The following is a 23,932-nucleotide window of genomic DNA, read 5'->3' on the forward strand; positions in this document are numbered from 1 at the left end:
GATGGCGGCGCCGGGGCGGACCTGTCGCCTCGTCGGTGTCGAAGGGGCGTCACCTCGTCGGTGCCGGAACAGGGGCGGGCGCGACGGCCGCAGCAGCCGGGGTGGGCGGGGCCTGCCCCCAGTCGCGGGAGTACTCCGGGTCGGCGGCGGCCGCCGACAGGACCTTCTTGTCGATCTTCCCGAGCGGTGTGAGCGGCAGGTCCGCCACATACTCGGCGCGGTCCGGCAGCTTGAAGTCGGCCAGCCCCCGCTCCTGCAGCGCGGCCTTGAGCGCGCTGAGCGGCGGCGCCTCCTCCTCGGCCCGGCTGACGAGGAACGCGTAGATCCGCTCCCCGAGGAACTCGTCGGGCACCGGTACGACGGCCGCCGTGGCGATACCCGGAACGGTGACGAGGTGTGCCTCCACCTCCCCGGCGGCGATCTTGTCCCCGCCCCGGATGACGACGTCCTTGATCCGCCCCTCGACCACGAGCCGCCCCTCGGGGGTGATGCTGGCCAGGTCGCCGGTGCGGTAGAACCCGTCTTCGGTGAAGGCCCGCGCGTTGTGCTCGGGAGCCCGGTAGTAGCCGCGCAGGGTGTACGGCCCGCGGGTCAGCAGCTCCCCGGCCTCACCGACCGGAACCGGTGCACCGGTCGACGGGTCGACGATCAGCACCTCGTCCGCCTCCGACACCGGCCGCCCCTGCGTGTGCAGCACGGCGTGCGGATCGTCGTCCGGCCGGGTCATCGTGAGCAGCCCCTCGGCCATGCCGAACACCTGCTGCAGCCGGCACCCGAGTTCCGGCGCGATCCGCGCGGCCAGCTCCGGTTCGAGCCGGGCCCCGCCGATCTGCAGGACCTCGAGGCTGGACAAGTCCGCGTCGGACCACTGCCGCTCCTCCAACCAGAGCCGGGCCACGGTCGGCACCACCGAGGTCAGGGTGACGCGCTCGGCCTCGATCAGCCGGAAGCAGTCGTCGGCGGTGGGATCGGGCGCGAGCACGACGGTCCCACCGGACGACAGTGTGCCGACGACTCCGGGACAGCCCCAGGCGAAGTTGAACTCCACTGGCAGCGCGGCGAGATAGACCGACCCGGGCCCGAGTCCCGACTGCCCGGCCACCGTGCGGGTCTGGTACGCGTAGTCGTCATGGGTCCGCGGAATGAGCTTCGGCAGCGCGGTCGTACCACCCGACAGCAGGAAGAAGGCCACGTCGGACGGGTCGTTGGCGGGCAACGGCAGCGGCTCGGCGTCGACCTTCTCCAGGGGTACGACGAGGCCGTCGCCGTCCGCGGCGCCCGTGCCGCTGGTACCGTCCATGACGAACACCCGCCGCAGCGCGGGGAGTTCGGCTGCGAGCTGCCGCCCGAGGGCGGTGTGGTCGAAGCCGCGGAAGAGACCGGGCACCACATACCCGGACGCCCCCGACAGCTCGCACAGGTGCCGCACCTCCTGGGCGCGGTGCGAGGTGAGCGAGAACACCGGCTTGGCGCCGGCCCGGAACAGGGCGAAGGCCGTCTCCACGAACTGTGCGACGTTGGGCAGCTGGAGCACGATCCGGTCGCCCGGCCGCACTCCCTCACGGACGAACCCGGCGGCCCTGCGGTCAACCCGGTCGGCCAGTTCGTCGTAGCTGATGCGCTCCGGGCCGGCGACGAGGGCCGTGGCGGCGCCGTACGCGTCGGCCCATGCGCGGGGCAGCGAGCCGAGGTCGATGCCGCGCCACTGCCCGGCGCGGCGGTAGCGCTCGGCGGTCTCGGCGGGCCAGGGTGTGCAGCCGTCGAGCATCATCGGTCGTCCTCCTTGACCATGTCGTTCGTCCGGTCGATCGTTTGGTCGTCCGCGTACTCACCAGTGATCTCCACAACCGCGCAGGCGACCTCCATGCCGGGCCCGGCCGCGAGGAGCAGCACGTGGTCGCCCGGCGTGACCTCGCCCCGGGTCCACAGGTGCTCCAGGGCGATGAAGGGGTCGGCGGCGCCGACGTGGCCGATGTCCCGGCTGAACTCCCAGGTGCCGAGGGAGGGTTCGATGTCCAGGGGTGCGAGGTAGATGCTGTGCAGCGCTCCCCTGGCGTACCCGGTGTGGCAGACGCGGGCCACCTTCTCCAGGCTGGTGCCGGCCTCGTCGAGGACGCGGTCGACGGTGTCGGCGACCACCTCGCCGAAGTGCACGCTCGGCGCGGACGTCCCCTGTTCCCACTGCCGGCGCAGATGGGCGTTGCGCTCCTCGAAGTTGAGCGAGCGGCCGACGGTGATGCCGGGCGGAAAGAGCTGCTCGCCGGCACGGTGCAGTTCCTCCAGTGCGGGCGCGGATGCCGAGCCGATGGACACCAGCCGGGCGAACCCGCCGCGCCGGGAGACGACGGCGGCCGCACCGCCGTCCGCGAGGAGGAACAGCTTGGAGGAGTTCCAGCGGTCCACGACGGGGGCGGAGAAGTTGTCGCCGGAGGTGACGAGCACGGCATCCCGGGAGGGATCGGCGGCCAGCCGGTGTGCCGCCAACTCCAGTGCGGCGAGCATGCCGAGACAGCCGGGCCCGATCTGGGCGGCGCCGATCGGACGGTCGAGGGTGTGCCGCAACACGTAGTGCGGCGCGGACCAGCCGTCGGGCCCCTGGTGGTAGGTGGCGCAGTGCAGCAGCGCCCCGAAGTCGTCCGGGTTGAGCCCGGTGGCGGCGCTGCGGCGCAGGGCGGCGCGCGCGGCGCGTACGGCCATGTCGGGAGCGGGCAGCTCACCGGCGACCCGAACGGCCCGCATGCCGGAGGTGTCCCGGTCGGCGGCGTCGTACCAGCCGTGGGCCACAGCCTCCTCGGTACTGACGGCGTCCGGAAGCCAGCTGCCGACACCCGCCAGCCATATGTCCATGCCGGCGACCCTCATCGCTGGTCCCCGTCGCGGGGGTCGTCCGTCGCCGGGACCAGGAACCGGGCGACGCTGTCGAGCTTCTCGCACGTCTCCTCGAACTCCCGCTCGGGCGTGGAGTGTCCGACGATGCCGGCCCCGGCGCGCAGCCAGGTGCGTTCGCCCTGGCGGTAGGCGCTGCGCAGCACGAGGGCCGCGTCCATGGCGCCGGAGTGGTCGACGGTGAGGACGGCGCCGCTGTACAGCCCGCGCGCCTCGGTCTCGTACCGCCGGATGGAGTCGTAGGCGGCAGCCTTGGGCACACCGGAGGCGGTGACGGCGGGAAAGACGGCGCCGAAGGCGTCCCACGCGTTCCGCCCCGGGGCGAGCCTCCCGGCAACGCGGGAGGCGAGGTGCTGCACGCTTCCCCGCTCCCTCACGGCCATGAACTCGGGGACCTCCACGGACCCCTCGACGCACACGTCGACCAGTTCGTCCGCGCCGACCTTGACCGAGATGGCGTGCTCGTAGACCTCCTTCGGGGAGCCGAAGAGGTCGGCGCGCAGGCTCTCGTTGACCAGGACGTCCTCGGTGAGGGCACGGGTGCCGGCCAGCGGCTGGCTCACGACCCGCCCGTCCTCGGAGACCTGGACGACGATCTCGGGGCTGAAGCCGATGGCCTCGGTGCCGCCGAGGTCGAGCATGAAGGAGCGGGCGGGGTTGTTGCCGCGCCGCCCGGCGACGTACGTGGCGGTCAGATCGGTCCGCCCCGGCACCTCTACGACCCGGGACAGGATCACCTTGTGCAGCTCACCGGCGTTGATGTCGTCGACGGCGTGCTGGACGGCGGCCCGGTAGTGGCTGCCGTCGGTGGCGTGGACATCGAGGGCCCGAGGCTGCCCACCACCGGCAGGCGCCTGGTCGATGACGGTGTTGACGAGAGCGTCGAGCGTGGTCTGATCGGCGGCGCGCAGGAGGGCGTGCCCCTCGCCGAAGCGGACCTCGGCGCGCGGCACGATGAGCTGCATCAGCCGCTGGTCGCCGAGGTGCCGGCGGTCGCCGCCCTTGGCGTACGACAGCTCGAAGGCGGCCCAGCCGTAGGCGCGCCAGTGGGGCACCTCGACCTGGGCGAGCAGCTCGGAGACGAGCCGCAGCGGCTGGTCGCTCCAGGGCAGCTCGACGTCGGGCACCCCGTCCTGGCGCAGCCGCGCACCGTCCCGGTCGAGGGTCAGCTCGGCGCGCACACCGCCCGCGTAGGCCCAGCTCCCCCCGTTCTCGTAGACGACGTACGACTCGTGCAGCCCGGAGTCGGCGAGCCGCGCCGCGATGAGCAAGGGGTCTTCGCTGAGCGGCAGTTGGGTCTCGTAGTAGTGACGCGAGGCAAGGGCGATCATCTGGGTGGTCCCTCCCGTGAGGCTGTTACCTTCCATGAGGTTACGGAGGTAACAGCCCCGGGTCGCCGCCCAGCCGATCAGGCCTCCTTCTCGAACTGCCAAACCGAGCTACGAGGGGGGCGAGGCATATAGGACAGGAACAGACCTATAAGAGGGCTACTTTCGTAGAGCCCAACGCCCCCCACGCAGGAGGAACAAGAGATGCTGCGAGGTCTCACGACGGTCCGCTTCCACACCACCGACCTGGAGTCCGCGAAGTCCTGGTACACCGAACTCCTCGGCATCGAGCCCTACTTCGATCGCCCCGGCTACGCGGAGTTCCGCATCGGCGACTACGAGCACGAGCTGGGCCTGCTGGACAGCAAGTACGCCGGAGTCCTGGGCGCACACGGCGAGGGGAGCGCCGTGGGCGGCCCGGTGATCTACTGGCACGTGGATGACGTCCGGGCCGCCCTGGACCGCCTGTTGTCCCTGGGCGCAACACTCCACGAACCGATCCGCGAGTTCGGCGTGGGCTTCATCGGCGCCTCGGTCGTGGACCCCTTCGGCAACACCCTGGGCATCATGCAGAACCGCCACTACCTGGACATCCTCTCCACCCGCTGACCCGGCGATGCGTGGGCCCGCCCCACACCGCACTTCACGCCCTGCGATGACACGCCCAGGACGGCTCCTTGGGAGCCATCTGGGAGCCGAATCGCTCCCGGAACCCCTCCCGGACCACCCGAGACCACGGCAGCCCAATGCCCTGACCAGGTAAAACAGCAAACCCACCGATGTGGATCAGGCCCGAACCTCATTCGGGACGAAGAGGTCGAAGCGGAGTACAGCAACCGCTATGCCTGCTGCTGACCGTCCATGTCCGACGGCTCTTCCTGCTTGCGCTTGCTCCTCTTCTTGCCGTCCTTCTGCTTGCTGCCGCCCAGGGCCTTGCCCAGCTTCCGGAGCGCTCGCCGGGTCTCCGACGAGGGCACGTGGGTGTAGACCTCCACGGTCACCGCGATCTCGGAGTGGCGCAGGTTCTGCATGGCGATCCGGGGGTGGACGTCGAGCGCGGCCAGGAGCGAGGCGCAGGTGTGGCGGGTGTCGTGGACGCGGATGCGACGGACGCCCGCACGCTCACAGCGGCGATCGAATTCGCGGGAGAAGGTTCTCGGCTCCACCGGGGTGCCGTAGCGGGTGGTGAACACACGGTCCGATTCCGTCCAGAGATCCTTTGCCTGCTCCTTCGCGGCCTGCTGCTCTTTCCGTCGGAGGAGCAGGGCGGCCAGGCAGATGTCCGGCAGCGGGAGCACCGCCTCCGAGGCCTCCGTCTTGGCCATGTCGGTGTGCAGGAGGCGCCGGCGGACGCGCTGTAGCTGGTGCTGGATACGCAGCTCCCCCGCGTCCAGGTTCACGTCCGACCAGGTGAGGCCGAGAACTTCACCCTTGCGGAGGCCGAGGACAAGGATCAGGGCGTAGGCGCAGTAGAACTCTTGCACCCGCTGCACCGCACGGCCAAGGGCAGCCGTTCCTTCGTTCTCCTTCAGATTTTCCAGTGCGGTTTTGGGAGTCTGCCGAGCAGCCCCGACAAGGTCGAACGGTCGAACGCAGCGGACTCAGTCTCATCAGGCATGCGCCGCGCTCCGAGGACAGGCGACCTCCGGCGACGCCAGGCCGACACATGCCACGTGCCGGCGCGTTCCAGTCCGCCTCACCACATAGGACACGGTGTAAGTCGACAACCTCATCCGATAGGAAACCTAGCGGTTTGGGCTCAATGCGTGCCGATTGCTTGCGGGTAGTCGAAGAAGCCGGTCGGGTCGTATTTCCGCTTCACCTTGACCAGGCGGGGGTAGTTCGTGCCGTAGTAGGCCTGCCGCCAGTTCTTCAGCGTCGGGTCGGGGAAGTTCTGGTATGCCTGGTCGGGCGACTTGCCGGGGAAGATGTCGTCGTAGAACTGCTTGAGCCAGTGGAGGTTGGCTTCGGCGACGCTGGGGAGGTCGTAGTCGGCCCACGAGGTCTCGGCGGCGAAGACGAAGAGGTCGTTTCGGTGGACGAACGCGGTCGCGCTCGGTGGTACCTGGTTGATCTCACCGCCGAGGGCGAACATCGCGAACCCGGCTCCGTCCTCGTTGTTGCTGCCAGGCCAGTCCAGCAGGCGCTCGGCTGCCGCGCTGACCTGCTGATCGGTCAAGAGAGTGCGGGAGTCCAGGATCGCCGATTTGGTGGCGAAGCGATCGATCGGTGTGGTCGCGCTCAGCAGTACGCTCGCCTCACCGGGCGTGACCTGACGAACGGACGCGCTGTTGCGGGCGCGTTCCTCGGCCGTGCCGATCTTGAGCAGCGGGTCGAGGATGGCACGCAGTTCCTGGACGGTGCCGTAGAACTGGCCGATGGCGTTGACGTTGGCGTTCGCATGGATCTGTGTCCTGGTCGTCCCGTTGGTACCGATACCCAGACGCAGATGGAACCGCCTGTCGCCCACGGTGTCCTGGGCGATGTGCTGCGCGGCGGCGATGGCCGGCAGTACGGAGTCCAGGCTCCAGCGGAGCTGGTAGAAGCCCACGGTGCCCTCGAACTGCTCGTACTGGAAGGTGAACGAGGTGTTGACGCCGAAGTTGTTGCCGGCTCCGCCGCGGCAGCCCCAGAACAGGTCGGGGTGTGAGTCCTTGCTGGCCTTGACCGTGCGTCCGTCGGCGAGCACGACGGTCGTGGCAACGAGCCGGTCGCAGGTCAGGCCGAACATCTTGTCGCTGAAGCCGATACCGCCGCCAAGCACCAGCCCTGCGACCCCGACGCTGGGGCAACGACCGGTCGGCACGAACATGCCGTGGTCCTCCAACAGCGGATGCAGGTCGCCATTGGTGACGCCGGCCCCTACGGTGACGGTACCGGCGTCGTGCACGACCTTCATCGGCCCGTAGACCCGAGAGCGGGCACCGCCCGGCACCGGGGTGGAGACGATGCTCTTCATGCGGGCCATGTTCAGCAGCAGGCCCGTGGTGGTCGAATACCCGGCGTAGTTGTGTCCCAGCCCGGTGCGCGGTACGGCGGGCAGCCCTACCGAGCGAGCCCAGCGGATCGCTTCGGACACGTCCTCGGTAGTTGCGCAGGCGACAATGCCGGCAGGCCGAATTCCGGCGTACCTGTGGTTGAACGGCAAGGCCAGCGACTCGTACACAGAGCCATACGGCCGATAGAGGGTGGCCCCGGGGGACAGCGCATCAGCCAACCGCTTCCAGTCCCGAGCGCCAACCGGCCCCGCTGCCTCAGCTGCCGCGGCCGCACTCCCCGGTGCCTGCAGCCCCAGCGCCCCACCAACGCCGCCCAGCACACCTGCCCGCAGCACGTCCCGCCTGTCGATCACAGTGCCCTACCCTCACGCAGCGGTCGCAGGCTCGTCCTGCGATCCCATCGGCCAGTTCACTGATCGTCGACCGGTGCCATCCCCGTCGGCTGCCCACTCGCCAGACCCGCCACGCGAAAGGACGAGAGACGCACCGCCAAGCGGCTCAGACACACACCAGGGCCGTTTCCCGCCCGTCCAGGGCGAACATCCACTTGATCACAGAGCGAAATGGTCTGCCCCTGTCCATCGGGATCTCCGGCGCCAATCTGCACGACAGCCAGGCTTTGATCCCGCGGCAAGGCATACCGCCGATCCGGTCCCGCCGCGGCCGGCGGCGGCGCAGGCCGAGCACGCTCCACGGTGACAGGGGCTACGACTACGACCACCTGCGGCGATGGCTACGCGGCCGTGGCATCACTACTTGGCAAAGGCGCTGACGGCTTTCCAAACGTCCAGAGGATGGGTAGACCCGCGTGGTTCTCAAACCGAGGGCTGTGCCGACGCCTCGGCCTCGATGAGTTCCCGCAGGATGCGCTCACACAGCACCCTGATCGTCTCCACTCCGTCGGCCGTACGTAGTGACTCCAGCAATCGGGGCCCAGATCGGGCTGTTGCGGGCAGGCGAGGAGCCAGTCCTATGCGCAGCCGGCGTACGGGCCCCGGTCTCTCGCCCCATGGCAACTCCCGCCCAAAGCTGTTCCACCACCCACGCAGCCCGCTTGCCGCCGTCCGTGGGCCACACCGGTCTTTTCCCCCGCCGTTCGGATGACGCGCAGGCGTCCCCGGAGCGCCTACCACCTGGCCGGGGCATCCCTGTCTTTCGAGCGTGGGCGCCCAGGCCGCCCGCGCTCGAGAATCACGGCGGGGCAGGGCCGTCGGGCACGCCCCCCACGCTAGGCGGGAGAAGTTGGATGCTTGAGCGAGCAGCCCGAACGGTGTTGCGCCGGTGGGTGCCGACGGCCACGGTGGCGGTGACGGTCGGGGCGGTCGGCCTGGTCGGGGCGGCCCCGGCCGCGGCAGCCGACCGCCCCGTGGTGAACTGCGAGGACAACCCGCAAGCTCTGCAGCCCGCGATTGACAGCGCCGTCCCCGGGGCAACGCTGCTGGTGAAGGGGACCTGCATCGGCCCTTTCACCATCGACAAGGACCTGGCCCTGATGGGCCTGGAGAATGCGGTCCTCGATGGCAATCACGCCGGCTCCACCGTGACGGTCCACCCAGGCGTCCGGGTGCAGCTGGCCAACCTGACCATCACCCACGGCACCGGTACCGGCGGCGGCATCTACAACAACGGTGGCACGGTGAGGCTCACCGGCTCCACGGTGGAGGGCAACACGGCGGGCGACGGCGGCGGCATCTACAACAACGTCCACAGCACGGTGACTCTGACCGTCTCCACGGTGCGCGACAACACCGCTCACTCCGGCGGGGGCATCATCAACTTCGGCACGGTGACGCTGACCGGCTCCTTGGTGGAGCGCAACACGTCGACGATCGATGGCGGCGGCATCTACAACAATTTCAACAGCACGGTGACTCTGACCGGCTCCACGGTGGAGCACAACACGGCGGCAAGATCCGGCGGCGGCATCTTCAACATCTTCAACAGCACGGTGACGCTGACCGCCTCCACGGTGAAGCACAACACGGCTGACGGCGGCGTCGGCGGTGGTATTTGGAACGACATCAAGAGCACGGTGAGGCTGTCCGGCTCCACGGTGGAGCACAACACGGCGGGACTCGACGGTGGCGGCATCTACAACGCCACCGGCACGGTGCCGCTGACCGGCTCCACAGTGCGCGACAACCGCCCGAACAACTGCGGCGGGCCCGATCCCGTCCCCGGCTGCACCGGCTGACCTCCCCATCCCGCGGCGGCCCCCGGCCGGCCCACCGCCGCGCGTCAGCGGCCCGCAGCGCACCCGGGATCCCGTCCCGGGTGCCACTTCAAGGGCGGCTTCAGCAAGTCCACGGGAGCGGCCGGCAAGCTGCGCTTCGACGCCCGGATCGAATCCGGGACGTACGCCAACGGCGCGCACGAGCCGGCCGCCGGCGACTTCAACGACGACCAGGTGGCCGACCTGGTCGTGCTGTCGAAGCCCCACGCTCGCGGACATTCACGTAAGTGCCGGCGGGCCGCCCTCCGTCGGGGGTCTTCCCGGGCGGGGGCGGACCGCGATGCGGGGCTGACGGCGCTGGGGCGCGTAGTGGATCAAGGTGGGGGACGGTACGCGGGGGTAGAGGCGGCCGTAGCGGGGGTAATTGGCGCGGACCGTGGCGATGCCGTTCTCGGTGGGGGCGAGGTAGGACTGATCGCCGCGCTGAAGGAGGGTGACGTACTGGCGGATCTGGAGGGCCATGACGTCCTCGAAGGGCGCGTAACGGGAAGTGCTGGTGAAGGAGATGCCCTCCATGCCGGCGTTGGCCAGCGTGACCATCAGACGCCACTGACGGACGTTCATCGCTTCGGACAGGAACCGGGTCAGATGCTTCGCGGCGGTCGGTGCCGCGTCCTTGATGAGGAGTTCGATGCGTGCGTGGGCGGCCCGTGCGCGCGTGGCGGCGGTCCTGTTCTGGGCGTAGGCCTCGTCGACCTCCACGCGGGCGCGATCGCGCAACAGGTCGCGGTACGCGTCGAGTTCGGCGTTGATGAGACGACAGGCGACCTGGGGCGGGCGTTGCAGAAGGGGGGCGATCTCCTGCAGGAGGGGTTCGTCCACGTCGACCACGGCCGGGGCGTGTTCCCGGTGGGCGCGCCGGAAGACGATGCGCAGGTGCTCGGTCAGCTCGGTCTGCCGGGCGACCGCCGCGGGGTGGCGCAGCAGAGCGCGGTCGATGACGGCGGGGCTGACGTTGAAGACGCGGGCCAGGTTCATCCGGACGGTTCCGTCGTCCCGTACCGGAAGCAGCGCCTCCCGCTCGATGTTGGAGTAGCTGCTGCGGCTTATGCCGACGTGTTCGGCCGTCTCGGTCACCGTGAGGCCGGCCTGACAACGCAGCCCGTGGATGTCCGCCAGCGCGCGCTTCGTGCGCAACTCGCGCGCGGGGATGCCGAAAAGACCGCTCAGCTCGGCGATCCGCTGGGGGTCCGGCTTGGAGGTGTTGTTCTCGTACGCCAGGATTCGGCTCTTGGAGGTTCCCAGGCGCTTGGCGACGGCCGCCGCGCTGAGCAGTCTGCCTTCCACCGGACGGGTCAGCCGCGCGAAGCGCAGTGCCTCGCCGTCGAAGTCCGCGGTACCACGAGCCACTGACAACGACCCCTCTCGTCATCGCTTCAACAACCGCTACGGTACCGTTTAGGGAAAGAATCGCGTCTAGCGATTCATCCGGGAGAGTGGTTCGACCACTTTTCGCAGCTCAATCCCTGTGTTGTGGTACCGCTTAGAGCTGAATTGGGTTCACGGCGTACGGCGCGAGCGAGAGGATTGAGCACAAGCGGGGAGGCTTTCCGGGGGGATCTCTATCGTGGGGACTGCCCCTGGAGCGCGTCGCTCCGCGACGGCTTACCGAAAGTGACCGTGGACCCGTGTCCGGCGGGAACCTGAGCACGGGCCCACGTACCGGCTATTCGGTAACTGACGGCGGGTGAGGTCCCATCCTCATCCGCCGTTGCCGTACAGGTCGAGCAGCAGCCGGATCAGCCAATACAGGCACTCCCCGACCACGCGCACCCGATGCCTGCGCGACGCGCTACCGCGGTCCGGCTCTGCGGGGCCGTGCGAGGGAGAACCGTCGTCCCGATCCAGGGTTTCCGGGCCCGATGGGTCCGGATCATCCGGGTCAGGGGGGACGGCATCGTCCCGGTCGCTTGGCCGCTCAGAGCTAGCCACGTACCTGCTCCTCTCTGTTGGGATCCGGGCCGAATGAACCCGCGCGGAGCCCACCGGAACCGGCACTGAGAAGAGCTAGGAAGAGACTACCGGGTGACGGGGCCCGATCCCGTATCGCTCATGTGGGTTAACGGTGGTTCGTCAAGGGGCTGAACCCACAACTCCCGCGCCACGAGGCGCCCGTTCGGGTAGATGAGTCGACAATCGCGCGCGAGGGGCACGAGTTCCCTTCCATCTGAAGGGGCGGTCGCTCAAGTGCTTTGCAAATGATGGCAGTTGTTACCCTCTGGTAAGGCGAAAAAAGAGTGGGCAACATCTGCAACGGATCATGACGCGGGCGGCCCGCCTCCGATTCCGATGTACCATCTTCCGCTCATCTGGCGCCAGTTGCCCCGATGCACCCCCGCGATGCCGATACGGTGCCAGGTCGCACCCGCCCGAACTGGACGCGAATCGTGGTGGGACCGGCCGTACCCTGACGGGCATGAGGCGGACCTCCTTCGCGAACTGGCCCTGTTCCATCGCCCGCACCATGGATCTGCTCGGGGACTGGTGGACGCCGCTCGTCCTGCGCGAGGCGTTCTACGAGGTGCGGCGCTTCGACGCGTTCCAGCAGTCGCTGGGGATCGCCCGGAACACCCTGGCGGAGCGGTTGCGACGGCTGGTGGACGAGGGGCTGCTGGAGAAGAAGCCGTATCAGAACGAGCCGGTGAGGTACGAGTACCTGCTCACCGCCAAGGGACGGGACTTCTTCGGCGTACTCATGGCGATGAACGCCTGGGGGGACCGCTGGCTCGCCGGGGAAGAGGGCGCGCCGATCGTCTTCCGGCACGAGCGGTGCGGGCACGAGGGGCATGCCCAGGTGGTGTGCTCCTCGTGCGGCGAGGCGATGACCGCGCAGGACACCCGGCCGCGGCTCGGGCCCGGGTATCCGGCGCGGCTGGCTGAACGGGCCGAGGTGCGGGAGCGGTTCGGGAGCGGTTCGGGGGGCGAGACGGCCTCTGCGGCCTCCTAGCGGGTCGCGTACCAGTCCTCGTTGCAGGTCGCGTACCAATCCTCGTTGCAGGTCGCGTACCAATCCTCGTTGCAGGTCGCGTACCAGTACTCGTAGCGGGTCTCGCAGCAGGCCTCGTAGCGGAGACATCTTCTACGGTGCCGTGACGCACGGGAATTTGTGGGCGCTCAACGGCCCGTCCCTGTGGAACCACCCGTACCAGTACGGCAGTCTTCTCCTCCGTGGGGAACCCGGGGAACCTTCCGTCTCAGAGCGTGTCGACCGATGCCGCCGCGCACATGGTGGTGGCCGGGGACGACGCCCTGGCACACCGGCTGGCGGCCGAGCTGCGCGGAGTGTACGGCGAGCAGGTGACCCTGGTCGTGCCGCCTGCCCAGCGGAGCGTGCGGCCGCCGGTGGTGGGGCGGACACGGGCCACGGCCCTGTTCGACCGGGTGTCCGCGGCGGTGAACCGGGCCTCCGGGAACGGGGAGTCCGGGGGCACCCGGACACTCGAACCCACGGGCTCCGAGCGGCTGTTGGAGGCCTCCGAGCTCACCGAGGCCATGCTCGCCGACGCGGGCGTCGAGCGGGCCGCGGCGCTGGCGCTCGTGTACGACGACGACGAGACCAACATCCGGGCCGCGCTCACCGCCCGACGGCTCAACCCGCGGATCCGGCTGGTCCTGCGGCTCTACAACCGGCGCCTCGGCCAGCACATCGAGGCACTCCTCGACCAGGCTTCGGCGTTGGCCGCAGCGCGAGCCGCGGCAGACGCGGCGGCCGCCGGAGTCGACGGCGGCGTCGAGGCGTTCGACGCGTCCACCACCGTGCTGTCCGACGCCGACACCGCCGCTCCCGCGCTGGCCGCGACCGCCGTGGCCGGCACCAGCAAGGTCGTCCAGACCGACGGGCTGATGCTGCGCGCGGTGGAGCGGCCGCCACCGGGGCCCGGGGAGGTCGCCGATCCCGGGCTGTGCACACTGGCGCTGCTGTCCGCGACGACCAACGACCCCGCCGGTGCCGACGGATCCGAGAGCAGTGGGGCGCAAGGGCCCCAGCTCCTGCCCGACGAGCGGGCCGTGGCCGCCGCCACCGGGCGCGGCACCGTCGTACTGGAAAACGTGTCGTACTCCGGTCCCGAGCTGTCCGCAGGGCGCAGCGTCATGCCGTTCGCGTCGCTGCTGTCGCGGCGGCTGCGCTGGTCGTTCGCGGGGCTCGTGGCGTGTGTGGTGGGCCTCGCCGTCGCGTCGATGATGGTCACCGGGGAGCCTCCGCTGCAGGCGACCTATCTGACGCTGCTCGATCTCTTCGCCATCAACGATCCCGCCATCGGGCAGCCCCTCGGGCGGCAGATCCTCCAACTCTTCTCCGGGCTCGTCGGGTTGCTGCTGCTGCCGGTGCTGCTGGCCGCCGTGCTGGAGGCGCTCGGCACGTTCCGCAGCGGGTCCGCGTTGCGGCGGCCGCCGCGCGGGCTGTCCGGTCATGTGGTGCTGCTGGGGGTCGGCAAGATCGGCACACGGGTGCTGGCGCGGCTCCGGGAGCTGCGCATCCCCGTCGTGTGCGTCGAGGCCGATCCCGAGGCCCGGGGGCTGGCGCTCGCGCGGCGGCTCCGGGTGCCGGTGGTGCTGGGTGATGTGACCCAGGAGGGGGTGCTGGAGGCCGCCAAGATTCACAGGGCCCATGCGCTGCTCGCGCTGACCAGCGCGGACACGATGAACTTGGAGGCCGCGTTGTACGCGCGGACCGTGCGGCCCGATGTGCGGGTGGTGCTGCGGCTGTACGACGACGACTTCGCGACCGCGGTGTACCGGACGCTGCGGGCCGCTTATCCCGATGCGCTCACCCGGAGTCGGAGTGTGTCCCATCTGGCGGCGCCCGCGTTTGCCGGGGCCATGATGGGGCGGCAGATCCTTGGGGCGATTCCTGTGGAACGGCGGGTGCTGCTCTTCGCCGCGGTGGATGTGGGTGGGCATCCGCAGTTGGAGGGGCGGACGGTGGGAGAGGCGTTTCGGGCCGGGGCGTGGCGAGTGCTTGCGCTGGATACCGCGGCGCCGGGTGGGCGCCGGGGCGATCCGACGTCGTCCGGCTCGGCGTCCGGCTCGGCGTCCGGCTCGCGCGGCCCCGGGCTGGTGTGGGACCTTCCCGCCACGTACGTGCTCCGCCCCGAGGACAGGGTGGTGCTGGCCGCGACCCGGCGGGGGCTCGCGGAGCTGCTCGGGCGGCGGCGTCGGGAGCAGGCTGGGGCGTAAGGCTTTTTCGCCCCCTCCGCCCCTGCCCGTCCCTTACCCGGGGGCTGCGCCCCCAGACCCCCGCTGAAAAACTGCGCAGTTCCCCGCGCCCCTGAAAAGGGGCGCGGGGAACTGCGCGACCAGCCCCGGCGGTCACCGGCCCAAGTGCCGCTCCGCGAAGTCCAGTTCCAGGCGGACCTGCTTGATGCGTTCGTCGACGACCAGGGAGCCGTGACCCGCGTCGTAGCGGTAGACCTCGTGGATGGCGTCGCGGGTGGCGAGGCGGGTGACGTAGTTGTCGATCTGGCGGATGGGGCAGCGGGGGTCGTTGACGCCTGCGGAGATGTAGACCGGGGCCTTGACCGCGTCGACGTAGGTGAGGGGGGAGGACGCCTCGAAGCGTTCCGGGACCTCCTCCGGGGTGCCGCCGAGGAGCGTGCGGTCCATGGCCTTGAGGGCCTCCATCTCGTCGTGGTACGCCGTGACGTAGTCGGCGACCGGGACGGCGGCGATGCCGAGGGTCCACGCGTCGGGCTGCGTGCCGAGGCCCAGGAGGGTGAGGTAGCCACCCCAGGAGCCGCCGGTGAGGATCAGGCGGTCGGGGTCTGCCAGACCGGACGTCACAGCCCATTCGCGGACCGCGGCGATGTCCTCCAGCTCGATCAGGCCGACGCGGTGCTTGAGCGCGTCGGTCCACTCCCGGCCGTAGCCCGTGGAACCTCGGTAGTTGACCCGGACCACCGCGTAGCCGTGGTCCACCCAGGCGGCGGGGCCCGCCGCGAACGAGTCGCTGTCGTGCCAGGTCGGGCCGCCGTGGATGTCGAAGACCGTGGGGAGGGGGCCCGTGGTGCCCGCCGGCTTCTGGACCAGGGCGTGGATGCGGCCGCCGGGGCCATCGACCCAGACATCCTCCACCGGGACCGATCCCGGGGACTTCAGGCCGGGGGGATCGAGGACGATCTCTCCCGTCGTCGAGCGGACCGCCGACGGCTCGGCCGCCGAGGACCACAGGTACTCCACCGTGCCGTCCGGGCGGGCCGTCGCCCCGGACACCGTGCCGGGAGGCGTCGGGACCCGCGTCAGCTCGCGGGAGGCGAGGTCGTAATGCCACAGATCGCTGCGTGCCTCGAAGCTGTGGGCGATGAGCAGGGCGGAACCGTCGGGGTACCACTCGGCCGCCACATCGCCGGGCAGGTCGAGGCCCAGGTCCGTCTCCTCGCCGGTCCCGATGTCCCACACCAGCGGCTCCCAGCGGCCGCGCCGCTGATGCCCGATGAGCAGCCGCCTGTCCCCGTCGACCGGCGCGAAGCCCAGCACCTCCAGGCCCAGCTCGACCGTGCCGCCCTTGGTGTCGTCGAGCTCCGCGACCGTCGAACCGTCCGGGCGCAGCACCCGCAGCGCCGAGTGCATCGCGTCGCCGTGCTCGGTGTGCTCGATGGCGATCAGCGAGCCGTCGTGCGAGAGGTCGCCGACCCCGGCCGACTCGCGGTGGCGGTAGATCTCCATGGGGGCCTCGCCCGCCCGGGCCACATGAATCGTCGAACCGTCGTCGTCCGTCGAGCGGCCCACCACCGCCGTGCGCCCGTCGCGTCCGATGGTGAGTCCGGCGGGGTAGGAGGGTTCGAGGCCGGGGACCGCCGGGGCGTCGACGTCCCCGCTTGCGGGTTCGTCGGTGAAGCGCCGGCGGCGCCAGATGCCGAACTCGTCGCCGTCCTTGTCGTCGAACCACCAGATCCACTCGCCGTCGGGCGAGAGCACCCCGTCCGTCGTGCCGTTCGCCCGCTGCGTGACCTGGCGCTGCTCCCCCGTCGCGCGGTCCCACGCGTACAGCTCGTACGTCCCCGTCGCGTTCGAGACGAACAGGGAGCGGTGCGGGGCGTCCTCCGCCCAGTCCGGCAGCGACACCCTCGGCGCCCGGAAGCGCTTCTCCCAGTCGGGCATGGCCGCGTGCCGCTCCTGCGGCTGCTCGACGGCTGCCTGCTGCTCGATGGACCCGTTGCTCTCAGTCATGGCCCCATAGTGCCTGGCCCGCCCGACGATTCGACGACGAGGTCCCCAGCCTGTGGATAACTTTCGCGGCCCTGCGCTCTCCGCCACCCGCCGACCGGCACGAGGCGAGGGAGACCGGCCAGGAACAACCGCACGAGGGATAACGCCGCATGCGCCATATGTGCAGGTCAGGGCGATTGTCAGTGGCGGGGTGCAGACTTCTCCGCATGACCGATCTGCGCAAGACAGTCGAGCGGTTCTGGGCCGCCGCCGAGGCCCGGGACTGGGCCGCGTTCTCCGACACCCTGGCCGAGGACGTCGAGTACACGCTGCCGCAGACGCGAGAGCGTATCCGCGGCCGCGAGCGGTACGTCGAGTTCAACCGTGAGTATCCGGGCGACTGGCACCTCACGGTCGAGCGCGTGATAGCCGAGCCCGATCAGGTCGTGACCTGGGCCCACTTCACCGTGGGTCTGGACGAGATGTACGCCATCTCGTTCTTCACGGGGGACGGATCGGGGCGAATAGCCTCCGTCACCGACTTCTGGCCGGAGCCGTACGAACCCCCCGCGGGCCGGGATCACCTGTCGGAGCGGTACTGACCCCGCGGCCCGGCCGTCCGCACGGGCCCCGTACCTTGGAGGGCGTGTACCGGTTCCTGCTGACGCCCCGCTGGTGGGGGATCAACGTCTTCGTGCTGTTGGCCATCCCCTTCTGCATCTTCATGGGGTCGTGGCAGTTGGGGCGGTTCGAGGACCGGGTCAATGACCACCGGGCGGCGAGCGAACAGGTCACGTCGGCCAAGACGGAGGCGGCCCGTCCGCTCACCGAGCTGCTGCCCGTGGACCAGAACACGTCGGGCAAGCAGGCCACCGCCACCGGCCGGTACGACATGCAGCTGCTGGTGCCCGACCGCGAACTGGACGGCAAGCGCGGGTTCTATGTGCTGACGATGCTGCGGATCGACGGCGGCAAGGCGCTGCCCGTCGTCCGGGGCTGGCTGCCCGGTGACGCGGACCCGGCGAAGGCACCGGCCGCCCCCACCGGCGAGGTCACGGTGACGGGTGCGCTGCAGGCGTCCGAGAGTCCGGGGTCGAACGGCGTCAGTGCGGCGGGCGGGCTCCCCAAGGGGCAGACCGGCGCGATCAGCTCGGCGTCGCTGGTGAACCTGGTGCCGTACAAGCCGTACGACGCGTGGATCACCCTCGACAAGGCGGACAGCGGGATGAAGGCGGTGCCCGCCACCGCGCCGCAGAACAGCGGCCTGGACCTGAAGGCGTTCCAGAACCTCGGCTACACCGGGGAGTGGTTCGTCTTCGCGGGCTTCGTCGTCTTCATGTGGTTCCGGCTGCTGCGCCGCGAGGTGGAGTTCGCACGGGACGCGGAGCTGGGCCTGGCCACGGATGAGGCCGACGAGCGGGTCTCGGGCGAGCAGCGGGCCGAGGACGAGACCGAGCAGCAGCCCGAGGACGGGGCGAGCACCCCCGCGTCGGCGTCGCCCACCGCCTAGGGCCTAGGGGTCCCGCTGCGTCCCAGGACGAAGGCGAGGACAAAGGACGAGGGACGAGGGACGCCACCAGGCCCAGGACGCGATGCCTCTCCCCCGCGGAAACCTAGGGAAGCCGCCACGCCCAAAGGGCCGAACGCGTCCGCTCAGGAAGCCGCCAGGATCCCTGTGTGATACACCGTGCCCGCGCACGCGTTGGACACCGTCGCCGACGATGTGGCCGTGCCCGTCTCCGCCGTGTTGGAGACCAGGACGCTGCCGTCGGCCACGCCGTCCTCCGTGACGAGCTGTGCCGAGGTGCCGCCCGTTTCGGTGGAGGTGCCGCCGGTGTCGGTGGCGCCCTCCGTGGGGGAGGGGTCCGGTGAAGGCTCCGAAGTGGTGGGACAGGTCTCCGAGGGCACCCAGGCGAACTTCACCACGTACGAGCCACCCGGCTGCAGCACCATGGAGGTGACCTCCGTGGAGGGGTCGGGCAGCCCGGTGGCCGCGTCGCCCGACACATGCGTCGCCACGAGGACCTTGGCGGGGTCCGCCGCGTTCTGCGCCGTGGCACTCACCGTGCCGGCACTGGAGACCGTACAGGCGGCCGTGGAGACGTTCGAGACGGTGAAGGAGCCGTAGACCGCCCCGGCGGAGTCCGGGGTGCCGACGGCGCCGGCCCCGCCGAGCTGCTCCGCCGTACACGCGGTCGCGGTCACAGCCGAGGGCGTCGGGTCGGCGCCGCCCGTGGTGGCCCCCCCGCCGCCCGCGTCCTTCCCCTTGTCCGGCGTGCCTGTCTTGCCGCCCTTGCCCTTGTCGATGGAGGTGCCGCCGGAGCCGCCCGCGGCCTTCCCGTCGCCACCGTCCGGGTCCTTGCCCTCGCCCGCGCCGCCCTGGGCCTGCGAGGTGTTGGCGGCTATGGACGGGTCGGCGTTCGACCCCGAGGAGTTCGAGACGTGCACGAAGGCGGGGATGGCCGTGCCGATGAAGAGTGCGGCGGCCGCCATACCGATCACGGCCTGGCGCTTGCGGGCTCGCCTGGCCGGAACGGCGCGACGCAGATGGTCAAGGGTGCCGTCGGTGGGCTCGATCTCCTGGACGGCCTGGTGGAGGAGCCGGCGCAGCGCCAGCTCGTCCGAGCCGAGCCCGTCGGGGCCCGGTCCGTCGGGTCGGTGTCCGTCGGGGCCGTGGTTCACAGTTCCGTTCCCAGCCTGTTGCTCGCGCTCGTCTTCGTGGGGCTCTTGCCGGTCCATCGGCTCATGCCACTCGTAGGGCTCGTGTCGGTCGTGGGTGTCACGTCGCTCACTCATGCCGGGGCCTCCATGGCGATACGGAGCGCCGCGATGCCACGCGAGCCGTATGCCTTCACCGAGCCCAGCGATATTCCGAGCGTCTCGGCGACCTGGGCCTCGGTCATGTCCGCGAAGTAGCGCAGGACCAGGACCTCGCGCTGGCGGCGCTGGAGTCCCTTCATGGCCTTGATCAGCGCGTCCCGCTCCAGCTGGTCGTACGCGCCTTCCTCGGCGCTCGCCATGTCGGGCATCGGCTTCGAGAGGAGCTTGAGGCCGAGGATGCGCCGGCGCAGGGCGGAGCGCGAGAGGTTCACGACGGTCTGGCGCAGATAGGCGAGCGTCTTCTCCGGGTCGCGGACGCGCTTGCGCGCCGAGTGCACCCGGATGAAGGCCTCCTGGACGACGTCCTCGCAGGAGGCGGTGTCGTCGAGCAGGAGTGCCGCGAGGCCCAGGAGCGACCGGTAGTGGGCGCGGTAGGTCTCGGTGAGATGGTCGACGGTGGTACCCGCCGCCAGACTGTCCTCAGCGCCGTCGCGCTGGTTCGGTATGCGGGCGGGCCGCGCTGCGGGCATGGGCGCGATCACCGGCATGCCGCCGGGCGCGCCGGGGCTGCGGAGTCGGCGGGGTGGACGCAGGGCTGTGCCCCTTGTCTGGACCGCTGTGAATTCGAGTACCTCTGCCACGCCAGTTGGACACGCGTCCCCCCGGGAGGGTTGTACGCATCAGGCATCGCTTTTGCGTCAGGCACCCCGTTTGACAATGCGTCAAATGCCCTCATGCGTACCAGCTCATCCCCTATGACCCATATGCCATACCGCTCCGGCCGCCCCCTGAATGGCGACCGCAAAGACGCTCCCCGCCCTCCGCACGGTTGCGGAGGACGGGGAGTGAAATCTTCGAACGCCAAGTGGGTTCGATTCAAGTGGTCCGGACCATTACTCCGGCCACAGAACCGACACAGATTCTATAAACGAATCCCCCGACGGCCACCGAGATTCCGGCTGCCGGACGTCGGGGGCGCAGAACCTGCGGACCCCGCGCGCGCCCAGAACGCAGAACCTACGCCCCGATGATCTCCGCCGCCACCAACTCCGCGATCTGAGCGGTGTTCAATGCAGCACCCTTGCGCAGGTTGTCCCCGCAGACAAACAGTTCGAGAGCGGTCGAATCGTCGAGTGCCCGGCGCACCCGGCCCACCCAGGTCGGGTCGGTGCCCACCACGTCCGCGGGCGTGGGGAACTCACCGGCGGCGGGGTTGTCGAACAGGACGACCCCGGGGGCAGTGGCGAGGATCTCCCGCGCCTTCGCCACCGTGACGTCGCCCTGGAAGCGGGCGTGCACGGTCAGGGAGTGCGTGGTGACGACGGGAACGCGTACGCAGGTCACGGCGACCTTCAGCTCCGGGAGCCCGAGGATCTTGCGTGACTCGTTCCGTACCTTCATCTCCTCCGAGGACCAGCCGTCCTCGGACAGGGACCCGGCCCACGGCACCACGTTCAGTGCCACCGGCTCCGGGAACGGCCCGGTGTTGTCGCCCACGGCACGTCGTACGTCACCGGGGCAGGTCCCCAGTTCCGTACCGGCGACGAGGGACATCTGTCGGCGCAGGGTCTCGACGCCCGCGCGACCCGCGCCGCTGACCGCCTGATAGCTGGACACGACCAGCTCGCGCAGTCCGAACTCGGCGTGCAGCGCGCCCAGGGCGACGATCATGGAGAGCGTCGTGCAGTTCGGGTTGGCGATGATCCCGCGCGGGCGCACGCGCGCTGCGTGCGGATTGACCTCGGGGACGACGAGGGGGACGTCCGGGTCCATCCGGAAGGCGCCCGAGTTGTCGACGACGACCGCGCCCTTGGCGGCGGCGATGGGCGCCCACTGGGCGGCCACCTCGTCCGGTACGTCGAACATCGCGACGTCGACCCCATCGAAGGCCTCCTCCGACAGGGCCACGACCTCGACCTCCTCGCCGCGCACGGTCAGCTTGCGGCCGGCCGAGCGCGGCGAGGCGATCAGACGGATCTCGCCCCAGATGTCCGCGTGCTGGGACAGGATCTGGAGCATGACCGTGCCGACGGCTCCGGTCGCTCCCACGACCGCCAGCGTCGGTCCCGCGGGCCTGGCCATCAGCGGCCGGTGCGGCCGTGCGGACGGTGGGTCATCGTCCGGTGCCTCCGTAGACGACGGCTTCGTCGCTGTCGGAGTCCAGGCCGAAGGCGGTGTGGACGGCGCGGACGGCCTCGGGGACGTCGTCGGCGCGGGTGACCACGGAAATACGGATCTCGGAGGTGGAGATCAGCTCGATGTTCACCCCCGCGTCCGAGAGGGCCTCGAAGAACCCGGCGGTGACGCCCGGGTTGGTCTTCATGCCCGCGCCGACCAGGGAGATCTTGCCGATCTGGTCGTCGTAGCGCAGCGAATCGAAGCCGATCACGGCCTTCGCCTTCTCCAGGGCGTCGATGGCCTTGCGGCCCTCGGTCTTGGGGAGGGTGAAGGAGATGTCCGTCAGCCCGGTGGAAGCGGCGGACACGTTCTGCACGACCATGTCGATGTTGATCTCGGCGTTGGCGATCGCGCGGAAGATCGAGGCGGCCTCGCCCGGCTTGTCCGGCACGCCCACGACCGTGACCTTGGCCTCGGAGGTGTCGTGCGCGACACCGGAAATGATGGCCTGCTCCACCGGCTTGTCCCCTTGCTGAATCGGCTCGTTGCTGACCCAGGTGCCCTGCAGCCCGGAGAAGGAGGAGCGCACATGGATCGGGATGTTGTAGCGGCGCGCGTACTCCACACAGCGGTGGAGCAGCACCTTGGAGCCGGACGCGGCGAGCTCCAGCATGTCCTCGAAGGCGATGTGGTCGATCTTCTTCGCCTTCTTCACCACCCGCGGGTCGGCGGTGAACACGCCGTCCACATCGGTGTAGATCTCACACACCTCGGCATCCAGCGCTGCCGCCAGCGCCACCGCCGTGGTGTCGGACCCGCCCCGACCGAGGGTGGTGATGTCCTTCTTGTCCTGGCTGACGCCCTGGAACCCGGCGACGATGGCGATGTTGCCCTCGTCCAGCGCGATACGGATCCGGCCGGGCGTGACGTCGATGATCCGCGCTTTGTTGTGGACCGAGTCGGTGATGACACCCGCCTGGCTGCCGGTGAAGCTCTGGGCGCTGTGGCCCAGGTTTTTGATCGCCATGGCCAGCAGGGCCATGGAGATCCGCTCTCCGGCGGTCAGCAGCATGTCGAACTCTCGTCCGCTGGGCATCGGAGATACCTGCTCGGCGAGATCGATCAGCTCGTCCGTCGTGTCGCCCATCGCGGAAACCACCACGACCACCTGGTGGCCGTTCTTCTTCGCTTCCACGATTCGCTTGGCGACACGCTTGATGCCCTCGGCATCGGCTACGGAGGAGCCTCCGTACTTCTGCACGACAAGGCCCACGTGCGCTCCTCGCTCAGTCTGTCTCTGCACCGCACAACTGCGGTCGGCTCAGTCTAACGAGCGGCCGGAAATCCCTTCCGAGGTCTCGCATCGTGAGATGTCCCGCTCACGACGTGATCACTCCGGAGACGTCAGGTCAGCCGGGACTTCCGGCCGCTCCGAGACCGCACCTGCCCCCGCTCCCGCACACCACTCCGAAAAGTGCCCCGTGTCACACGGCTTAAGTTTCAAGCACCAGGGTTCCGCCTGCTCGCGTGCTCCTGATGGAAGACGACGAACGGCCGTCCAGCGGACGTGCAGGGCTGATGCAACTCCCGCCCAACTCACTCAGCGCGACTGGTCGGTCACTCACCGGCCGGGTCGAGTGCGGGAGCGCGCGTGGGGGCAAAGGCCTTCCATGACGGGTGAGTTGCTGCTGGGTGTCATCGTGCTGGTGGGGTCCTGTGTGCAGTGGCTCACGGGGATGGGCTTCGCGCTCGTCGCGGTGCCCGCGCTGGTGCTGTTGCTCGGTCCGGCCGAAGGGGTGGTCCTCGCCAACTGCGCCGCCGGGGCGATCAGTGTCGTGGGGCTCGCGGGCGGGTGGCGGAGGGTACGGCCGCGCGCGATGGTGCCCCTGTGCGTGGCGGCGGGGTGCACGGTCCCGGCCGGAGCGTGGCTGGCCCGGCGACTGCCGGAGCCCGTACTGCTGGTGCTCATGGGCGCGCTCGTGACCGTCGCCGTGGCGCTGGTCATGCGGGGCGCGCGGGTGCCCGCCCTGCGCGGGACCAAGGGCGCGGTGGCCGCGGGGGCGGCGGGCGGGTTCATGAACTCCGCGGCGGGGGTCGGCGGTCCGCCGGTCTCCCTCTACGCGGTCAACGCCGGTTGGACGGTACGGGAGTTCGTGCCGAACGCGCAGTTCTACGGGGTGGTGGTGAACGCGTTCTCGGTGGCCGCGAACGGGGTGCCCCACCTCGACGGGCCGGTCTGGGCGCTGGCGGTGACGGGAATGGCGGCGGGGGCCGCGGTCGGCAGGGTGCTCGCACAGCGCGTACCCGAGAAGGGGGCCCGCCTGCTGGTGCTGCTGCTCGCGCTGACCGGCGGGGTCACGACGCTGGGGAAAGGGTTGTGGGGGCTGTGAAGGCGGCAACAG

At 70.1% G+C, this 23,932-nt stretch carries 18 protein-coding genes and 1 pseudogene; 8 read left to right on the forward strand and 11 right to left on the reverse strand.

What is annotated here, in order from left to right:
- Positions 1-49: 49 nt before the first annotated feature.
- The 3 genes from IEY95_RS26895 to IEY95_RS26905 are packed head-to-tail and all read right to left on the reverse strand — an operon-like array spanning position 50 to position 4,253.
- Complete coding sequence (locus IEY95_RS26895) at positions 50-1,771, reverse strand: (2,3-dihydroxybenzoyl)adenylate synthase (RefSeq protein WP_189188703.1); 1,722 nt, start codon at positions 1,769-1,771, stop codon at positions 50-52.
- Positions 1,768-2,847, reverse strand: coding sequence for a ketoacyl-ACP synthase III family protein (locus tag IEY95_RS26900; protein WP_229703401.1), 1,080 nt, complete (start codon positions 2,845-2,847; stop codon positions 1,768-1,770). Before IEY95_RS26900 ends, IEY95_RS26895 begins: the two co-directional genes overlap by 4 nt.
- Before the next feature lie 11 nt (positions 2,848-2,858).
- A complete protein-coding gene (locus IEY95_RS26905; RefSeq protein ID WP_229703402.1) occupies positions 2,859-4,253 on the reverse strand; it encodes a salicylate synthase in 1,395 nt (464 codons plus the stop codon).
- Positions 4,254-4,418: 165 nt separating this feature from the next.
- On the opposite strand from IEY95_RS26905, the gene IEY95_RS26910 reads away from it, so the two are divergent.
- A complete protein-coding gene (locus IEY95_RS26910; RefSeq protein ID WP_189188705.1) occupies positions 4,419-4,823 on the forward strand; it encodes a VOC family protein in 405 nt (134 codons plus the stop codon).
- 230 nt (positions 4,824-5,053) lie between these two features.
- On the opposite strand, the gene IEY95_RS26915 is transcribed toward IEY95_RS26910, so the two are convergent.
- Positions 5,054-5,698, reverse strand: a complete 645-nt coding sequence (locus IEY95_RS26915) for a site-specific integrase (protein ID WP_229703403.1) — start codon at positions 5,696-5,698, stop codon at positions 5,054-5,056.
- Positions 5,699-5,973: 275 nt separating this feature from the next.
- Positions 5,974-7,566 carry an FAD-binding oxidoreductase gene (locus IEY95_RS26920; RefSeq protein WP_189188706.1) on the reverse strand — a complete coding sequence of 531 codons (1,593 nt, stop codon included), beginning with the start codon at positions 7,564-7,566 and terminating at the stop codon, positions 5,974-5,976.
- A gap of 182 nt (positions 7,567-7,748) precedes the next feature.
- On the opposite strand from IEY95_RS26920, the pseudogene IEY95_RS50775 reads away from it, so the two are divergent.
- Positions 7,749-8,055, forward strand: a pseudogene (locus IEY95_RS50775) (transposase); the annotation flags it as partial.
- A gap of 404 nt (positions 8,056-8,459) precedes the next feature.
- Positions 8,460-9,407 (forward strand): right-handed parallel beta-helix repeat-containing protein, encoded by a 948-nt coding sequence (locus IEY95_RS26930; RefSeq protein WP_189188707.1) that lies wholly within the window; start codon positions 8,460-8,462, stop codon positions 9,405-9,407.
- A 258-nt stretch (positions 9,408-9,665) separates the two neighbouring features.
- Here the strand turns inward: IEY95_RS26930 and IEY95_RS26935 are convergent, their stop codons facing one another.
- Positions 9,666-10,796, reverse strand: a complete 1,131-nt coding sequence (locus IEY95_RS26935) for a helix-turn-helix transcriptional regulator (RefSeq protein WP_189188708.1) — start codon at positions 10,794-10,796, stop codon at positions 9,666-9,668.
- Between the two features lie 1,066 nt (positions 10,797-11,862).
- Between IEY95_RS26935 and IEY95_RS26940 the strand changes: the two genes are divergently transcribed.
- Positions 11,863-12,393, forward strand: coding sequence for a winged helix-turn-helix transcriptional regulator (locus IEY95_RS26940; RefSeq protein ID WP_189188709.1), 531 nt, complete (start codon positions 11,863-11,865; stop codon positions 12,391-12,393).
- A 278-nt stretch (positions 12,394-12,671) separates the two neighbouring features.
- Positions 12,672-14,624, forward strand: a complete 1,953-nt coding sequence (locus IEY95_RS26945; RefSeq protein WP_189188803.1) for an NAD-binding protein — start codon at positions 12,672-12,674, stop codon at positions 14,622-14,624.
- A gap of 132 nt (positions 14,625-14,756) precedes the next feature.
- Here IEY95_RS26945 and IEY95_RS26950 read toward each other — a convergent pair whose 3' ends face one another.
- Positions 14,757-16,613 carry a S9 family peptidase gene (locus IEY95_RS26950; protein WP_189188710.1) on the reverse strand — a complete coding sequence of 619 codons (1,857 nt, stop codon included), beginning with the start codon at positions 16,611-16,613 and terminating at the stop codon, positions 14,757-14,759.
- Positions 16,614-16,819: 206 nt separating this feature from the next.
- Here IEY95_RS26950 and IEY95_RS26955 point away from each other — a divergent pair, with 206 nt between their 5' ends.
- Entirely contained in the window at positions 16,820-17,194 is a 375-nt protein-coding gene (locus IEY95_RS26955; protein ID WP_189188711.1) for a nuclear transport factor 2 family protein, read from the forward strand.
- Between the two features lie 44 nt (positions 17,195-17,238).
- On the forward strand, positions 17,239-18,102 hold the full coding sequence (locus tag IEY95_RS26960; RefSeq protein WP_189188712.1) for an SURF1 family protein: 864 nt from the start codon (positions 17,239-17,241) through the stop codon (positions 18,100-18,102).
- 143 nt (positions 18,103-18,245) lie between these two features.
- Here IEY95_RS26960 and IEY95_RS26965 read toward each other — a convergent pair whose 3' ends face one another.
- The 4 genes from IEY95_RS26965 to IEY95_RS26980 form a co-directional block, all read right to left on the reverse strand.
- Positions 18,246-19,388 (reverse strand): hypothetical protein, encoded by a 1,143-nt coding sequence (locus IEY95_RS26965; protein WP_229703405.1) that lies wholly within the window; start codon positions 19,386-19,388, stop codon positions 18,246-18,248.
- The gene (locus IEY95_RS26970) at positions 19,385-19,960 is read right to left on the reverse strand and encodes a SigE family RNA polymerase sigma factor (protein ID WP_189188804.1); all 576 of its coding nucleotides are present in this window, start codon (positions 19,958-19,960) and stop codon (positions 19,385-19,387) included. Before IEY95_RS26970 ends, IEY95_RS26965 begins: the two co-directional genes overlap by 4 nt.
- A 469-nt stretch (positions 19,961-20,429) precedes the next feature.
- Entirely contained in the window at positions 20,430-21,494 is a 1,065-nt protein-coding gene (locus IEY95_RS26975) for an aspartate-semialdehyde dehydrogenase (protein ID WP_189188713.1), read from the reverse strand.
- Positions 21,495-21,525: 31 nt separating this feature from the next.
- On the reverse strand, positions 21,526-22,803 hold the full coding sequence (locus IEY95_RS26980; RefSeq protein WP_189188714.1) for an aspartate kinase: 1,278 nt from the start codon (positions 22,801-22,803) through the stop codon (positions 21,526-21,528).
- 397 nt (positions 22,804-23,200) lie between these two features.
- Between IEY95_RS26980 and IEY95_RS26985 the strand changes: the two genes are divergently transcribed.
- Positions 23,201-23,920: a sulfite exporter TauE/SafE family protein gene (locus IEY95_RS26985; RefSeq protein WP_189188715.1), complete on the forward strand. Its 720-nt coding sequence runs from the start codon at positions 23,201-23,203 to the stop codon at positions 23,918-23,920.
- Positions 23,921-23,932: the final 12 nt, after the last annotated feature.

It is taken from the genome of Streptomyces albiflavescens (assembly GCF_014645835.1).
Lineage (GTDB): Bacteria > Actinomycetota > Actinomycetes > Streptomycetales > Streptomycetaceae > Streptomyces > Streptomyces albiflavescens.

Bases quoted from the DNA above. Each gene is read 5' to 3' on its own strand.
- IEY95_RS26895 (WP_189188703.1), bottom strand. From the start codon at position 1,771: ATGATGCTCGACGGCTGCACACCCTGGCCCGCCGAGACCGCCGAGCGC.
- IEY95_RS26900 (WP_229703401.1), bottom strand. From the start codon at position 2,847: ATGGACATATGGCTGGCGGGTGTCGGCAGCTGGCTTCCGGACGCCGTC.
- IEY95_RS26905 (WP_229703402.1), bottom strand. From the start codon at position 4,253: ATGGAAGGTAACAGCCTCACGGGAGGGACCACCCAGATGATCGCCCTT.
- IEY95_RS26910 (WP_189188705.1), top strand. From the start codon at position 4,419: ATGCTGCGAGGTCTCACGACGGTCCGCTTCCACACCACCGACCTGGAG.
- IEY95_RS26930 (WP_189188707.1), top strand. From the start codon at position 8,460: ATGCTTGAGCGAGCAGCCCGAACGGTGTTGCGCCGGTGGGTGCCGACG.
- IEY95_RS26940 (WP_189188709.1), top strand. From the start codon at position 11,863: ATGAGGCGGACCTCCTTCGCGAACTGGCCCTGTTCCATCGCCCGCACC.
- IEY95_RS26945 (WP_189188803.1), top strand. From the start codon at position 12,672: ATGGTGGTGGCCGGGGACGACGCCCTGGCACACCGGCTGGCGGCCGAG.
- IEY95_RS26950 (WP_189188710.1), bottom strand. From the start codon at position 16,613: ATGACTGAGAGCAACGGGTCCATCGAGCAGCAGGCAGCCGTCGAGCAG.
- IEY95_RS26955 (WP_189188711.1), top strand. From the start codon at position 16,820: ATGACCGATCTGCGCAAGACAGTCGAGCGGTTCTGGGCCGCCGCCGAG.
- IEY95_RS26965 (WP_229703405.1), bottom strand. From the start codon at position 19,388: ATGAGTGAGCGACGTGACACCCACGACCGACACGAGCCCTACGAGTGG.
- IEY95_RS26970 (WP_189188804.1), bottom strand. From the start codon at position 19,960: ATGCCGGTGATCGCGCCCATGCCCGCAGCGCGGCCCGCCCGCATACCG.
- IEY95_RS26975 (WP_189188713.1), bottom strand. From the start codon at position 21,494: ATGGCCAGGCCCGCGGGACCGACGCTGGCGGTCGTGGGAGCGACCGGA.
- IEY95_RS26985 (WP_189188715.1), top strand. From the start codon at position 23,201: ATGACGGGTGAGTTGCTGCTGGGTGTCATCGTGCTGGTGGGGTCCTGT.